This window comes from Flavonifractor sp. HCP28S3_F3, assembly GCF_052065355.1.
GTDB lineage: Bacteria > Bacillota > Clostridia > Oscillospirales > Oscillospiraceae > Flavonifractor.
This window is the reverse complement of the sequence record NZ_JBQHUF010000007.1, coordinates 13,604-28,778: the sequence shown is the minus strand read 5'-3', so window position 1 is coordinate 28,778 and position 15,175 is coordinate 13,604. Positions and strand designations below refer to the sequence as shown.

At 62.6% G+C, this 15,175-nt stretch carries 14 protein-coding genes; 11 read left to right on the top strand and 3 right to left on the bottom strand.

Annotated features, from left to right (window positions below):
- The first annotated feature begins 2 nt into the window (after positions 1 to 2).
- Both ACTNB1_RS08060 and ACTNB1_RS08055 read left to right on the top strand, forming a co-directional pair.
- Complete coding sequence (locus tag ACTNB1_RS08060; RefSeq protein ID WP_302667444.1) at positions 3 to 296, top strand: hypothetical protein; 294 nt, start codon at positions 3 to 5, stop codon at positions 294 to 296.
- 77 nt (positions 297 to 373) lie between these two features.
- Positions 374 to 2,011: a recombinase family protein gene (locus ACTNB1_RS08055; RefSeq protein ID WP_441168738.1), complete on the top strand. Its 1,638-nt coding sequence runs from the start codon at positions 374 to 376 to the stop codon at positions 2,009 to 2,011.
- A 111-nt stretch (positions 2,012 to 2,122) separates the two neighbouring features.
- Here the strand turns inward: ACTNB1_RS08055 and ACTNB1_RS08050 are convergent, their stop codons facing one another.
- From ACTNB1_RS08050 to ACTNB1_RS08040, 3 genes are read right to left on the bottom strand one after another with little or no spacing between them, the layout of a single operon-like run.
- Positions 2,123 to 4,072, bottom strand: a complete 1,950-nt coding sequence (locus ACTNB1_RS08050) for an ABC-2 transporter permease (RefSeq protein WP_441168737.1) — start codon at positions 4,070 to 4,072, stop codon at positions 2,123 to 2,125.
- A complete protein-coding gene (locus ACTNB1_RS08045; RefSeq protein ID WP_441168736.1) occupies positions 4,047 to 4,949 on the bottom strand; it encodes an ABC transporter ATP-binding protein in 903 nt (300 codons plus the stop codon). Before ACTNB1_RS08045 ends, ACTNB1_RS08050 begins: the two co-directional genes overlap by 26 nt.
- On the bottom strand, positions 4,946 to 5,335 hold the full coding sequence (locus ACTNB1_RS08040) for a GntR family transcriptional regulator (protein ID WP_441168735.1): 390 nt from the start codon (positions 5,333 to 5,335) through the stop codon (positions 4,946 to 4,948). The genes ACTNB1_RS08045 and ACTNB1_RS08040 overlap by 4 nt, the downstream gene beginning before the upstream one ends.
- Positions 5,336 to 5,532: 197 nt before the next feature.
- Here ACTNB1_RS08040 and ACTNB1_RS08035 point away from each other — a divergent pair, with 197 nt between their 5' ends.
- The 9 genes from ACTNB1_RS08035 to mfd all read left to right on the top strand — a co-directional run bounded on the left by ACTNB1_RS08035 (position 5,533) and on the right by mfd (position 15,135).
- Positions 5,533 to 6,012, top strand: coding sequence for an HD domain-containing protein (locus ACTNB1_RS08035; RefSeq protein ID WP_441168734.1), 480 nt, complete (start codon positions 5,533 to 5,535; stop codon positions 6,010 to 6,012).
- A 148-nt stretch (positions 6,013 to 6,160) separates the two neighbouring features.
- Complete coding sequence (locus ACTNB1_RS08030) at positions 6,161 to 7,354, top strand: DapH/DapD/GlmU-related protein (protein WP_441168733.1); 1,194 nt, start codon at positions 6,161 to 6,163, stop codon at positions 7,352 to 7,354.
- A 54-nt stretch (positions 7,355 to 7,408) separates the two neighbouring features.
- Entirely contained in the window at positions 7,409 to 8,368 is a 960-nt protein-coding gene (locus tag ACTNB1_RS08025; RefSeq protein WP_441168732.1) for a ribose-phosphate pyrophosphokinase, read from the top strand.
- Positions 8,369 to 8,432: 64 nt separating this feature from the next.
- Positions 8,433 to 9,029: an aminoacyl-tRNA hydrolase gene (gene pth, locus ACTNB1_RS08020; protein ID WP_441168731.1), complete on the top strand. Its 597-nt coding sequence runs from the start codon at positions 8,433 to 8,435 to the stop codon at positions 9,027 to 9,029.
- 110 nt (positions 9,030 to 9,139) lie between these two features.
- Entirely contained in the window at positions 9,140 to 9,973 is an 834-nt protein-coding gene (locus ACTNB1_RS08015; protein WP_441168730.1) for a VanW family protein, read from the top strand.
- A complete protein-coding gene (locus ACTNB1_RS08010) occupies positions 9,970 to 10,215 on the top strand; it encodes a hypothetical protein (protein WP_441168729.1) in 246 nt (81 codons plus the stop codon). Before ACTNB1_RS08015 ends, ACTNB1_RS08010 begins: the two co-directional genes overlap by 4 nt.
- A complete protein-coding gene (locus ACTNB1_RS08005) occupies positions 10,205 to 11,323 on the top strand; it encodes an AMP-binding protein (RefSeq protein WP_441168728.1) in 1,119 nt (372 codons plus the stop codon). Before ACTNB1_RS08010 ends, ACTNB1_RS08005 begins: the two co-directional genes overlap by 11 nt.
- Entirely contained in the window at positions 11,320 to 11,553 is a 234-nt protein-coding gene (locus tag ACTNB1_RS08000; RefSeq protein ID WP_441168727.1) for a hypothetical protein, read from the top strand. The genes ACTNB1_RS08005 and ACTNB1_RS08000 overlap by 4 nt, the downstream gene beginning before the upstream one ends.
- 72 nt (positions 11,554 to 11,625) lie before the next feature.
- Positions 11,626 to 15,135 carry a transcription-repair coupling factor gene (gene mfd, locus ACTNB1_RS07995; RefSeq protein WP_441168726.1) on the top strand — a complete coding sequence of 1,170 codons (3,510 nt, stop codon included), beginning with the start codon at positions 11,626 to 11,628 and terminating at the stop codon, positions 15,133 to 15,135.
- The last annotated feature ends 40 nt before the right edge of the window (positions 15,136 to 15,175 follow it).

Genomic DNA, 15,175 nt, shown 5'->3' with positions numbered 1-15,175 from the left:
TTATGGAAGAGAAATCGAAATTTGAACACCAACTCGACCCGGAGGGATATTATTTCTCCGAGCCGGAGTCTCTGCCGTCTGAAAAAACCGAGCGCAGATTCTTCTGGGGCGAGGACGGCCATATCCATGTGAAGAATCTCTCCGCTTTCTGGATTCCCGAATTGACCGTCACCGAGGTCATCCACGGCACCACCTACGTTGTGACAGGAAGCTATGAGGGGACGGAAAACTTTGTCCGCAAGCTGGAACGCATCACATCCAGAAAGTTTGCTGAAAAGATGGAGGATTCAGAATGACAAACAACCAGAATCTTGGTACAATAGAGCCAACCAATCCTGTACTGACAGTTGCTCCACCAAAGGAGGATACAGAAATGTACGGAGCAACAGATAAAATGACCGCCCTTTATTGCCGACTGTCTCAGGAGGATGACCGGGCTGGCGAATCCCTGTCCATCGAAAATCAGAAGGCCATGCTTTTGCAATACGCCAGGGAGCATCACTTCCCCAACCCAACCTTTTTCGTGGATGACGGTGTAAGCGGCGTGACCTACGACCGTCCCGGCTTTCAGGCCATGCTGGCCGAAATCGAGGCGGGGCGGGTGGCCGTGGCGATCACCAAGGACCTCTCACGGCTGGGCCGCAACTCAGCACTGACAGGGCTTTACACCAACTTCACCTTTCCACAGAACGGCGTCCGCTTCATCGCCATCAACGACAACTACGACACCATTGACCCGAACCGGGTGGACAACGATTTTGCGGGCATCAAGAACTGGTTCAACGAGTTCTATGCCCGGGATACCAGCCGCAAGATCAGAGCCGTCCAAAAAGCCAAAGGTGAGCGTGGCGTACCCCTGACCACCAATGTGCCCTATGGCTATGTGAAAGACCCGGAGAATCCCCGCCGCTGGGTGGTTGACCCGGTAGCCGCTGATGTGGTGAAGCGTATCTTCTCTATGTGCATGGAGGGCCGTGGCCCCATGCAGATCGCCAACCAACTGAAATCGGACAAGGTGCTGACACCCACCGCATACAGGGCCTTGCAGGGAATCAAGACCCCGAACAAGAAACCGGAGGACCCCTGCGACTGGCACAGCAGTACCATTGTGGCGATTCTGGAACGGCGGGAGTACACGGGCTGTACGGTGAACTTCAAGACCTATACCAACTCCATCTGGGACAAGAAACAGCGGGACAATCCCCTTGAGAAGCAGGCCATCTTCCCCAATACACATGAGGCCATCATCGAGGAAGCCGTGTTTGAGAAGGTACAGCAGGTTCGCCAGCAGCGGCACCGCAAGACCCGCACAGGCCGCAGCAGTATCTTTTCCGGGCTGGTGTACTGCGCCGACTGCGGCGAGAAGCTGTATTACGGGGCGACCAACAATTACCGACCGGAGGGCGCGTTCTTCGACTGTTCTCTCCATTGGAAGCACAAAGACAAGTGCGGTACTCATTACATCCGGGAAACCGTACTCAGCCATCTGGTCCTGAAACACATTCAGGCTGTGACGGGTTACATTCTGCGGCATGAGGCACATTTCCGTGCAGTGATGGAGGAACAACTCCGGCTGGAAAGCAGTGAGCAGATCCGCATCCGCAAAAAACGGTTGGAACGGAACGAAAACCGCATTGCCGAGCTGAAACGGCTGTTTATCAGGATTTACGAGGACAACGCTAGCGGGCGGCTGAGCGATGACCGATTCGATATGCTGAGCCTGACCTATGAAACGGAGCAGAAGCAGTTGGAGGCCGAGTGCATCACCTTGCGGCAGGAAATTGAAGTACAGGAACGACAGAACGAAAACATTGAGAAGTTCATTCAGACGGCGCACAAGTATGTGGGCATCGACGAGCTGGACGGCTACGCTCTGCGGGAGCTGGTGTCAGCTATCTATGTGGATGCACCGGACAAATCCAGCGGAAAGCGTGTGCAGCACATCCACATCAAGTATGACGGGCTGGGTTTCATCCCGCTGAATGAGCTGATGAAAGAGGAAACGGCGTGACCGAAGTCACGCCGCACCCCTTGAAAACTCAAGGTTTTCACCATTTTTTGAGTTTACTGTTTTACGACCACCCGGCTAAAGGCGGCCGTTTTTTATTCAGGGGTAAGGAAATCAGGAGGCAGACTCCAGCTGGCGCTGGGCCTGGGAGAGAAGCATGGTATCCGGGTCGAATCCGTATTTCTCCAGCACTGCCATGGTGTTGGTGGCGCTCTTCTGCAGGGTAATGGTAATGGTATAGGTGCTGGCCTGCTGGGCAGTGCCGGCGGGGGCGGTGCTTGGATTCTTGCTGCTGGTGCTTCCCTTGATGGTGTCCGCCACCCGGTAGGTGAGCTGCAGGTCGCAGTAGCAGCAGTTTTCCAGCCGTTCCCGGTCCTCCAGCAGATAGCGCCGGCCCAGGTTTCCGGCGGCCAGGTCGGCCCTGACTGCCTCCTCCAGCTCGGTCAGAGCCTCGGCGGGCAGATACTCCTCGGTATAGTAGCCCTGGGATGTGCCAGCCTGCCACACGTTGGTGAGCACCGCGTCCACCAGACGGTCGCTTTCCTCTACGCCGCCCAGGTACATTTCCTCCGACAGGCCGGGCGTGTTGAGCAGGGCCTGGAGCATGGCGTCGGGGGAGTTGGGATCGGTCAGAGTCTCCTCTGTCACCGGCAGGTAGTAGTACCGCTCCATCACCGAGCCGTCGTTGAGGACATACTTGAGCCGCAGATCGGTACCGCCCTCGGTCTGGAGATCCAGACCGTCGCTCTCAGCGGAAACCCAGCTGCTGGTCCGGGTATCGGCGGTCTCCTCCAGCCAGCCCTTTTCCTCCACGATCCGCTGGTGAAGTTCCGTCACGGCCTCGATAAGTTCAGGGTCGCTGATACCGTAAGTGGTCCAGTGCAGGTTGTCGTCCGGGTGGGTCTCTATATCGGAAATAAAGACCGACTTGACCTGGGCGGTGTCGGGTACCCGGGTCTCAAAGCCAAAGCCGTCCAGCTCCATTAGGCACATGGCGGCGGTGAGGCAGGCCAGGAATACGGCGCAGCCCTTCCAGCAGGGCTTGAACACCCAGAAGCTCTTGCGCAGCAGCATGGCGGCCACGAAGCAGCCGAAGGCGCCCCAGACCAGCATCCACACCAGCAGAACCCAGGCGCTGCTGGGCAGCATAGAAGAGAAAATATTGTCAAACATGGTGCCCAGGGCGATGGCGCAGCAGAAGGCCACGCCGTACTGGAACACGGGGCGCACCCAGCCAACGCTCACCACGTCCCCGGCGCTCTCCAGCTGACGGCGGCGGTAGACCGCCAGAGCCAGGCCGGCAAAGACCAGCCCCGCCAGGGCCAGCAGGAACACGTAGCCCAGGCCCACAAAGCAGGCCTCGGTATTTTCGTTGCCGTAGTCGATGGTGGTGTGATAGCCCAGGTACAGGATGGGGGTGAGCCAGGTGGCTACGTCCTCCATCCAGGCGGCACTGGTAAAGCCGAAGAGGAAGCGGCTGGCCATGTTCTGGAGCAGGTAGCACAGCCCGGCGGCCAGCACGTTCAGGATGCCGTAAAAAGCGGGCAGGGCCAGAATGTGGCCGGTAAACATGCCGCAGAATACGGCGAAGGAGTAGAAAAACAGGTTGAGTATGCTGACCACCACCAGCCAGGTGAACAGGCTGCTGAACACCAGGATGCCGAAGGCAGTTTCCACTACTACCGCCGCCAGGAAGACCACCACATTGGGCACGATCAGAAAGGCCAGGCCCGACAGGTAGTTGGTGAGAAACAGGCCCTCCCGCCGCATGGGCAGCGAGTGGAGGAAGGCGGCGGAGCGGCTGGAATAGAGGTAGGAGAACACCGCCATAGCGGTGAGGATGCCGAAAAAGAAAGAGAGAGCGGCAGCCGTACTGAGATAGCCAGTCAGGAAGCTCAGGGGGATGACGCGGGTATCCACCCGGCTCATATATTCCCCGTTTACCAGGATGTTCACCGGCAGCAGCATCAGCCACAGCAGCCCATACAGCCCCCAGATGGGCCAGAAGCGGGACAGGTTTTTCCAGAACAGGGTAAAATTAAAGTACGATGTCGCGGACCGCATAGTCCTCACCTCCCAGCTCGTAAATGAAAATCTCCTCCAGGGTCAGAGGCAGAGCCTCCATCAGAATGGGGGCGAAGGCGGCCAGCCGGTTAGTGACCTCGGTGGCGTTGCCCCGGACGATCAGGGTGTGGATGCGGCCCACCTGGGACACATGGAGCACCTCCAGGTCCTCCGGCAGCTTGGGCATCTCCCGCTCCTGGAAGACCACCTGCATTTTTACCACGTTCTCCTGCAGGTCGGAGAGGGAGCGCTCAATGAGTACCTTGCCGTGGGACAGAATTCCCACATGGTCGCACACGTCCTCCAGCTCCCGCAGGTTGTGGGAGGACACCAGTACCGTGGTGCCGTGCTCCGCCACGTCCCCCATGAGAAGGCTCCACACCTGCCGGCGCATCACCGGGTCCAGGCCGTCCACCGGCTCATCCAGCACCAGCACCTCCGGCCGGCAGCACAGAGCCAGCCAGAAAGCCGCCTGCTTCTGCATGCCCTTGGACAGGCGGCGGATAGCCTGCTTCTCATTTACGGTGGAGAATACGTCCTTCAGCGCCTCGTACCGAGCCTGGTCGAACCGGGGGTAGAAGCCCTTATAAAAGCGCATCATATCCCGGGTGGAGGCCGACAGGAAGTAGTAGAGCTCGTCAGGGATGTTGGCAATGCGGGCTTTGGCCGCCGGGTTTTCATAGATGGGGTTGCCCTCCAGCAGCACTGAGCCGGAGTCCTGCCGGTATACGCCGGTGACGTGACGCAGCAGGGTGGACTTGCCTGCGCCGTTGGGTCCCACCAGTCCGTAGATGGACCCCTTGGGCACCGTCATGGTCAGCCCGTCCAGGGCCCGGAATCCGTCAAAGATTTTGACCAGATTCTTGGCTTCGATCATAGTCCTCTCTCCTCTCTGGCCTTCCTGCGGCCGGCGGCCTCCTCCAGCCGCGTGGCCAGCTCCTCCGGCGTCATGCCTAAAAACAGCAGCTCCGCCGCCGATGCGTCAAACTGCTTCAGAAGCCCCTCCCGCCGTGCGGCGTTCACATCCGCCTGGGGAGCGGCAAAGGAGCCCTTTCCCGCCACGGTGTAGAGGTAGCCCTCCTGCTCCAGGGATTCGTAGGCCCGCTGGATGGTGTTGGGGTTGATGGCCAGGGAGGAGGCCAGCGCCCGCACTGAGGGCAGCTTGTCTCCCGCCTGGAGGGCTCCCGTTACCACCAGATGCCGCAGGCCGTCCTTCACCTGTTCATAGATGGGCCGGGCGTCCCGGTAATTGAGTTGGATCATGGTTCCGTCTCCTTTCGGAAACTGTATGATGTGGAATAGTACAGTCAGTATACCCGGGAGGCGGAGAAAAGTCTTTAATTATTTCTGACGTTTTCCTTTCACTTTTGGTTTCCCCTAAAACGCCAAATTTCCAGTGACAAGGCGGAAGGGAGGGGTTATAATAAAAAGACCGACAAAGGGACAAGGGGGAGCGTAAGATGCGGGAAGAAGGCTGGCAGGCCTATTTGACCTGTGTGGAGGAGCTGCTGCGGTCCCCTCAGGTTCAAGCGATGCGGGAGATCCGACACCATCCCGGGGTGAGCTGCTACGAACACAGCGTGTTCGTCTCCTACACCGCCTTCCGCCTGGCGGAAAAATGGGGGGCGGACAGCCGCGCCGCCGCCCGAGCGGGTCTGCTCCATGATCTGTACCTGTACGACCCCAAGAGCCTGCCCTCCTACAAACAGTGCTTTGCCCACCCGGTGGCCGCCCTGCGCAACGCCTGGCAGCTGTGCGGGGAGCTGACGCCGGCGGAAGCCGACGGCATTTTGTGCCATATGTGGCCTATGGCCCGCCACATTCCCCGCTGCCGGGAGGCGGCGGCGGTCTGCCTGGCCGACAAGCTGTGCGCCACGGCGGAAGTGCTGCAGATCTGGCGGCGCAGTACGCTGCGGGTAAAGTGCGTACACTTTATGTAAAGAATCAGGCAAAATTTCAACAGAAATTGTATAAGCACACGAAGAGGAAAAAACAGCCGGATTTTTTTGAAAAATCCGATGCTTTTTTCGGCGCTGTTTGCTATAATCGTAACAGAAGACTATACTTTGATCTGAGGTGATCCCGAATATGAGCGTAACTGGAGCGGTGGTATTCCTGCCCAGAGAGGGGAACGGCGTTTCACGGATGCTGGAGGAGCTGCTGTTCGACCCCGCCGCCCGCTGGCTGGCTGAGTCGCTGCGCGCCGCCGGAGTGGAACGCTTTTTTGTGGTCTGCCACAGTGACGATCAGGAAAAGGCGGCCCTCTGCTTCCCGGAGGACACCGAGTTCGTCACCGGCGTCAGCCAGGACGCGGTGGAGCAGCTGGTGACTTTCCTGGGCAGCCTTTCGGGCAAGGCGGTGGTCATTACCAAGCCGGTGCTGCTGAGCTGGCAAGCTGCCCGCACCCTGACCGACGAGAGTGCCGCCGGACCGCTGGACAACAAAGACACGGGCGTGTACCGGATGGACGCTGCCCTGCTGGCCTCCCTGCTGGGCGGAGGGGCCGGCCTGGAGGAGGCCCTGAAGGAGAACGGCGACAAGGTGGGCGGCCGCAGCCCCTGGTTCCAGGACGTCTACTCCATCCGGAGCGGCGGAGAGGCCCGGGCGGAAGCCGAGCTCACCGCCCGCAACTACGGCGCATGCCGCCTGCTGGAGCAGGGTGTGCGCATGATGGACCCCAACACCTGCTATGCGGGACCCCGGGTCCAGGTGGGTGAGGGCACGGTGCTGCTGCCCGGCACGATCCTCCGGGGAGAGACCGTCATCGGCAAGAATTGTGAGATCGGCCCCAATTCCATGATCCGGGACTGCACGGTGGGTGAGGGCGTGACAGTGAACGCCTCCCAGCTCAACGAGAGCACCGTGGACGACGGCACTACCGTGGGGCCCTTTGCCTACATCCGGCCCAACTGCCATGTGGGTCCCCATGTGAAGGTGGGCGACTTTGTGGAGCTGAAGAACTCCAACATCGGCGAGGGCACCAAGATTTCCCACCTGACCTATGTGGGAGATTCCGACGTGGGCGGCCACGTCAACTTCGGCTGCGGTACCGTGACGGTGAACTACGACGGTACCCAGAAGTACCGCACCACCATCGGGGACAACGCCTTTATCGGCTGCAACACCAACCTGGTGGCCCCGGTGCGGGTGGGTGAGGGCGCTTACACCGCCGCCGGCTCCACCATTACCGACGAGGTGCCCGCCGACTCCCTGGCCATTGCCCGGGCCCGTCAGACGGTGAAAAAGCAGTGGGCGGCCAAACGCCGCGCCCGCAGAAGGTAAACTCATCCCGCTGGGATGGAAATATAGAGATTTACGTGAGAGGATGTTTGAAGAATGATTGCACACGGTAAGGACATCAAGATCTTTTCCGGCAATTCCAACCGCGCTCTGGCCGAGGCCATCTGTAAGGAGATGGGCATGGAGCTGGGCAACGCCGAGGTGGGCGCCTTCTCTGATGGCGAGAACTTTGTCTCCATCTATGAGACCGTCCGCGGCTCCGACGTGTTCGTAGTCCAGTCCACCAGCTCCCCGGTTAACGACAACCTGATGGAGCTGCTCATCATGATCGATGCCCTGAAGCGGGCCTCCGCCGGCCGGATCACCGCCGTGATCCCCTACTTCGGCTATGCCCGTCAGGACCGCAAGACCAAGCCCCGCGATCCCATTTCCGCCAAGCTGGTGGCCAACCTCATCACCCGCGCCGGCGCCGACCGGGTGCTGACCATGGACCTGCACGCCAACCAGATCCAGGGCTTCTTCGATATCCCCGTGGATAACCTGCTGGGCAACCCCATCTTCACCAACTACCTCCACGACCGCTTTGCCGGTCAGGAGGACGACGTGATCGTGGTTTCTCCCGACGTGGGCTCCGTGGCCCGCGCCCGCGCCTTCGCCCAGAAGCTGGGCATGGGCCTGGCCATCGTGGATAAGCGCCGCCAGAAGGCCAACTCCTCCGAGGTCATGAACATCATCGGCGACGTCCGGGGCAAGAAGGTCATCCTCTTTGACGACATGGTGGATACCGCCGGCTCCCTGTGCGGTGCGGCTCAGGCTCTGGTGGAGCTGGGCGGCGCTACCGACGTCATCGCCTGCGCCAGCCACGGCGTGCTCTCCGGCCCCGCCGTGGAGCGCATCGAGAAGAGCGTCATCAAGGAGCTCTACTTCCTGGATACCGTGCCTGCCAAGCAGGGCGCTTCCTGCGACAAGATCAAGTATCTCTCCGTGGCCCACATGTTTGCCGAGGCCATCGAGCGCATCTACGAAGAGGTCTCCGTGTCCAAGCTCTTCGTGTAAAAAACAGACTATATTGGTAGGGCGGGGGCTTGCCCCCGCCCTTGCCTGTTGTTAAGGAGCATCTATGTTTTTCAACAAAAACCGAACCTCCGGGGTGGAATGGCTGCTGGTGGGCCTGGGCAACCCGGGGGATAAGTACGACAATACCCGCCACAACGTGGGCTTTGCCGCCATCGATCAACTGGCTGAAGAGCTGAAGGTGCCGGTGCAGAAGCTGAAGTACCGGGCTCTCACCCAGACCGTGGAGCTGGGCGGCGCCAAGGTGCTGCTCATGAAGCCCATCACCTATATGAACCTGTCCGGCGAGGCGGTAGGGGAGGCGGCCCGGTTCTTCAAGATCCCTGCCGACCACGTGCTGGTGCTCTCCGACGATGTGTCCCTCCCCGTGGGCAAGCTGCGCATCCGCAAGGGGGGCTCTGCCGGAGGCCACAACGGCCTGAAGAGCATCATCCATCACCTGGGCACCGATCAGTTTCCCCGGGTGAAGATCGGCGTAGGGGAGAAGCCCCACCCGGACTACGATATGGCCGACTGGGTGCTGGGGAAGTTTACGGGCGAGGACCTGAAGACCATTACCCAGGCGATCCAGCGGGCGGGAAAAGCCGCCGAGTGCTATATCCAGGACGGCCCGGACAAGGCCATGAACAAGTTCAACGGCTGAGGGGCTGTTGCCAAATCGTAACTTGCTTTTTTCCATTGCCCCGGTTAGCATAGGGAAAGCGGGGCCTGTGTCCCGCTTTCTTTTGTTGTATCCAGGCGGGAGGGAAAACCATGGCCAAACGCAGACAGTTTTACCAGCTGAGTCCGGTGTGCTACCGGATCTCTCTGTGGAAGGAGGGGCTGCGCAAGTCTCTGGCCGACCGGCGGTCCGGGTTTCGGGCCGCGGAACTGCGGCAGGAGGAATCCCTGCCCGTCATCGTGAAGAGCCACCGCTCCCCGGTGCTGCGGCGGCTGGAGGGGGTGGACATGGCCCTCCAGCGGAGTAAGCGGGCCAACCTGGTCCTGGCCGCCGGGTGCATCGACGGCATCGTGATCCGGCCGGGAGAGAGCTTCTCTTTCTGGCGGCTGGTGGGGAACCCCACCGCCAGGCGGGGATTTGGGCCCGGCCTGACCATCGCCAGCGGCCGGTTGGGCACCGGTGTGGGGGGCGGACTGTGCCAGGCGGCCAACCTGATCCACTACCTGGTGCTCCACAGTCCCCTGACGGTGACCGAGCTCCACCACCATTCCGACGCCCTCTTTCCCGACGACCGGCGGCGGGTGCCCTTCGGCACCGGCACCTCCATCTTTTATCCCCACATCGACTACCGCTTCCGCAACGACACCGGCCAGCCGGTCCAGCTGCGGCTGTGGCTGGAGGAGGACGACTTGTGCGGCGAGCTGCGCAGCCAGACTCCCTTCCCCCTGCGCTACCGCCTGCGGGAGGAGGACAGCCACTATGTAAAGGAGGGGGCGGACTACTACCGGGTCAGCCGGGTGTACCGCCTGAGCCTGAACGGCGCCGGGGAACAGGTGAACAGGGAGCTGCTGCTGGACAACCACTCCAAGGTGCTCTTTGACCCCGCCCTCATTCCACCGGACCAGCTGTGGGAGGCCGACCCATGACCGCCCCTCTGCTGGAGCGGGTGCGGGCCAACAGCCTGACCTTGGGAGACCGTCCCGCCCTGATAGCGGGTGCGCATACCATCCTCTGGCGTGACCTGTGGCCCATGGCCCAGGGCCTGGCCGCCCGTCTCCGGGCGGCGGGGGGAGGGGCCGGTAGCCCTGTCCGGCAGCCCGGATCGGGTGTGGCTCCCGGCGGCCTTTCTGGCCTGCCTCATTGCCGGGCGGCCCTACTTGCCTCTTGACCCCAGCCTGCCCCTCCAGCGGCAGCGGGAGCTGGCAGCGGGGCTGGGTGCCCAGTGGCTGGAGGAGGGAGGGGCTCTGGAAGGTTTCGCCTCCGGACTGAGCTGTTCCCCGGCGGAGGACGAGGAGCGGCTGGCATACCTGCTGTTTACCTCCGGCACCACCGGTGCCCCAAAGCCGGTGGGCATCAGTGTGCGCAACCTGGAGTCCTTCCTCCGCTGGGCGGTCACCCTGCCTGGCCTGGCAGACAGCGCCGGAGAGACGGCGGTGGGCCAGGCGGCCTGGTCCTTTGACCTGTCGGTGGCCGACCTGTACCTGTCCCTGACCCGGGGAGGCACCCATGTGGCCCTGACGGAGGAGGAAAAGGGGGACTATCCCGCGCTGCTCCGCCGGTTGGAAGACTGCGGCGCCGCCCTGCTGGTGACCACCCCCACCTTCCTGCGGCTGTGCCTGGCCGAGCCCGGCTTTTCCCCCAAACGGCTGCCCGGCCTGCGGACGGTGTTCTCCTGCGGGGAGACCCTGCCTCCCGCTGCCGCCCGGCGGCTGTTGGACCGCTTCCCCGGCTGTACCCTGCTCAACGCCTACGGCCCTACCGAGGCCGCCTGCGCCGTCACCGCCGTCCCCATTTCCCGGGACATGTGCGGCGGGCCTCTGCCCATTGGCCGGGCGGGGGAAGGGGCAGTGTCGGTGACCCTGGAGGAGGGGGAGCTGATCCTCACCGGGGAGAGCGTGGCCCCCGCCTTTGGAGGCCGCTATGCCACCGGCGACCTGGGCTATGTGAAAGAGGGGCTGCTGTACTGGGCGGGCCGGAAGGACCACCAGCTGAAGTATAAGGGCTACCGCATCGAGCCCGCCGAGATCGAGGGGGTCCTGGAGTCCCTGCCCGGCGTAGAGCGGGCGGCGGTGCTCCCCCGCCGGGGTCCCGGCGGGGAGGTGCGAGGCCTGACGGCCGTAGTGGAGGGCTCTGCCCACACGGAGACCCTGCGGACGGAACTGGCCCGGCTGCTGGCCCCCTGCAAATGCCCCGGACAGTGGGTGCGCCTGGACCGCATTCCCCTGACCCCCAACGGAAAATGCGACCGGAAACGGCTGGAGGAGATGATACAATGAACCTGGAGGACTCTGTCCGGGCCCTGCTGGTCCAAGCCTGCGGGACCCAGCGGGCGTTGCTGCCCGGCACCGACCTGCTGGCGGAGGAACTGCTGGACTCCCTGGCCTTCATCGAGCTGCTGGAGGGCCTGGAGGATCTGGGAATCATTCTCCAGCCCACCCGCATTCCCAAAGACCGATTCCGTACCGTGGACAGCATCCTGGCCCTGGTGCGGGAGTACGCCGGGTAGTCCTCGGGCCCACCGCCCTGGGGCCCGTGCGCCCATGACTTCCAAATTTTGCTATATCGTGCGAGGTGTACCATGAAACAACTGCTCTCCGCCCTGGGCGACATTCCTGAATACCGTGCCCTGACGGCGACCATCGACAACGGAGCCTGCCCGGTGGCCTTTTCCGGCCTGTCAGCGGTCCATCGGGCCCACTTTGCTGCCGGGCTCCACCAGGAGCTGGAGCGGCCGGTAGTGGTGGTGTGCGCCGACGAGGGCGAGGCCCAGCGGATGGAGAAGGACCTGGCCGCCCTGTCAGGGGAAAAGGTGGCCGCCCTGTCCGCCCGGGAGTTTACCTTCCACAACGCCGCCGTGGTGTCCCGGCAGTATGAGCACCGGCGGCTTTCGGTGCTCCGGGCTCTGGCGGCGGGGGAGTGCCCCCTGCTGGTGTGCACTGTGGAAGCCATCCTCCAGCGCACCATCCCCAAGACCCTGCTGACCCAGGCGGCCCAGGTGGTACGGATGGGGGAGAGCCACGACCTCAATGAGCTTACGGAAACTCTGTCTGCCGCCGGATATACCCGGTGCGAGCAGGTGGAGGGCGTGGGCCAGTTTGCACTTCGGGGCGGCATCCTGGACCTTTTCTCCCCCGCCCACCTGAAGCCTGTCCGGGTGGAGTTCTTTGGAGACGAGATCGACGCCATGGGCCTGTTCGACCCGGACACCCAGCGGCGGATTGAAAATATCTCTGAGGCGGAGATCCTCCCCGCCGCCGAGGTGCTGCCCCAGTTTGCCCCTGGGGGCTACGGCGGTCTGCTGGAGCTGCTGGACGGCCTCATTTCCCGGGTAAGGAAACGCAAGGGGAGCGATAAGCTGCTCACCACCCTGGAGGAGGACCGGGAGAAGCTGGCTCAGGGGATCGGCTTCCCCGCCATGGACCGCTATCTGGAGCTCATTTATCCGCAAATGAGCACGGCTGCGGACTACTTCCCCGAGGACGCCATTGTGGTGCTCAGCGAGAGCCCCCGGGTGGCCGAGCGGGGCCAGAACTACCTGTGGCAGCTGGAGGAGGACACCAAGACCCTGATGGAGCGGGGTGAGCTGGCCGGCGAGCTGGCCCGGCTGGCCCGCACCCCGGAGGAGCTGTGGGGGACCCTGGACCAGTGGCCGGTGTGCTTCCTGGACTCCTTTACTTCCTCCAAGTATCCCATGCGGCCCCGGACGGTGCTCAATCTGCTGGCCAAGCAGCTGCCCTCCTACGGTGCCAGTCTGGAGACTGCCGTCTCCGACCTGGCCCACTATGTCTCCGAGGGCTTCCGCACCGTGGTGCTGGTGAGCAGCGAACAGCGGGCCTTAAATCTTCAATCCTTGCTCCGTGAGCAGAAAATGACCACCGCTGTGGACTTCCAGCTCCACGACCTGCCCGCCTACGGCAAGGCAGTCATCGCCGTGGGCGGTGTCTCCGCCGGTATGGAGTACCCGGTGGTCCGCCTGGCGGTGCTCACCGAGGGGCAGTCCGCCCTGGGCAAGAAGCGCAAGAGCAAGCCGGTGACCAACCGGCAGAAGCTGGGCTCCTACGCCGATCTGTCTCCCGGCGACCTGGTGGTCCATGAGCACCACGGTGTGGGCCGGTTCCTGGAGATGACCAAGATGACGGTGGACGGGGTGGAGAAGGACTTTGTCAAAATCGCCTACGCCGGCACCGACGTGCTCTATGTCCCCGCCACCCAGCTGGACCTGGTGAGCAAGTATATCGGCTCCGGGGAGGACGCCCAGGAGACCAAAAAGCTGTCCCGGCTGGGCGGCACCGACTGGGAGAAGGCCAAGACCCGGGCCAAGAAGGCGGTCAAGGATCTGGCCAAGGGCCTCATTCAGCTCTACGCCCAGCGGCAACGGCAGCCCGGTTTCGCCTTCTCTCCCGACTCCCCCTGGATGAAGGAGTTTGAGGACCAGTTCGAGTACGCCGAGACCGACGACCAGCTGCGCTGCATTGCCGAGATCAAGCAGGACATGGAGCAGGCCCGGCCCATGGACCGCCTGCTGTGCGGCGACGTGGGCTACGGCAAGACCGAGGTGGCCTTCCGGGCCATCATGAAGTGCGTGCTGGACGGTAAGCAGGCCGCCATCCTGGTGCCCACCACCGTACTGGCCCGGCAGCACTACCTGTCGGCCAAGCAGCGCTTTGCCAAGTACCCGGTAGAGATCGACGTGGTGAGCCGCTTCCGTACCGCGGCCCAGATGAAGGATACCCTCCGGCGTCTGGAGGCGGGTCAGATCGACCTCTTGATCGGCACCCACCGGCTGTTCCAGAAGGACGTGAAGTTCAAGGACCTGGGCCTGCTGGTCATCGACGAGGAGCAGCGCTTCGGCGTCCAGCACAAGGAAAAGCTCAAAGAGCTCTCCCGCCAGGTGGATGTGCTCACCCTCTCCGCCACCCCCATTCCCCGCACCCTGAACATGGCCCTGTCCGGCATCCGGGACATGAGTACCCTGGAAGAGCCGCCTCTGGACCGGCAGCCGGTGCAGACCTACGTGCTGGAACACGACTGGGGTGTGCTGATGGACGCAGCCCGCCGTGAACTGGAAAGAGGGGGGCAGGTATATTACCTTCACAACCGGGTGGAGACTATCACCCGCACCGCCGCCCGCATCAAGGAGATGTTGGGAGAGGACGTAGAGGTGGCGGTGGCCCACGGCAAGATGAGCCAGGAGGAGCTTAACGAGGTTATGACTCGTATGAGCGAGGGCGAGGTGGACGTGCTGGTGTGTACCACCATCATCGAGACCGGCATCGACATTGCCAACGCCAACACCCTCATTATCGAGGACGCGGATAAGATGGGCCTGGCCCAGCTTCACCAGATCCGGGGCCGGGTGGGTCGGTCCACCAGAAGGGCCTACGCCTATCTGACCTACCGCCGGGGCAAGGTGCTGACTGAGGTGGCCTCCAAGCGGCTGGGGGCCATCCGGGAGTTTGCGGAATTTGGCTCCGGCTTCAAAATCGCCATGCGGGACCTGGAGATCCGGGGCGCCGGCAACGTGCTGGGCCCGGAGCAGAGCGGTTTCCTCCTCAGTGTGGGCTACGACATGTATCTGAAGCTGCTGGAGGAGGCGGTACTGGAGGAGCGGGGCGAAAAGCCCCAGCGGTCCACCGAGTGCGCCGCCGACCTGTCCGTGGCCGCTTCCATTCCCGACCGGTACGTGCCCTCCCCGGAGCAGCGGATGGACCTGTACCGCCGCATTGCCGCCATCCGCTCCGAGGCCGACGCCGACGACGTGATGGATGAGCTGATCGACCGCTACGGCGACCCGCCCCGGACGGTGAACAACCTGATCTCGGTGGCGCTGCTGCGGGCCGACGCCGCCCAGAACGGCATCTCCCAGATCGACCAGAAGGGTACAAACCTGAATTTCTACCTGGAGGAATTCGACCTCCAGCGGGTATCCGCCCTGTGCGGCATGGAGAAATACCGCTCCCGCCTGCTGTTCTCCGCCGGGGAGAAGCCCTATCTGTCCCTCCGGCTGAAGAAGGGGGAGGACGCCCTGAAATTCGGCCGCAAGCTGGTGGAGGACTACGCCAAGACAGCCCCCGCTCCCGCGGAGTGAAATATGAATTTTTGATGAACGTACACCGCTTTTCTTGCCT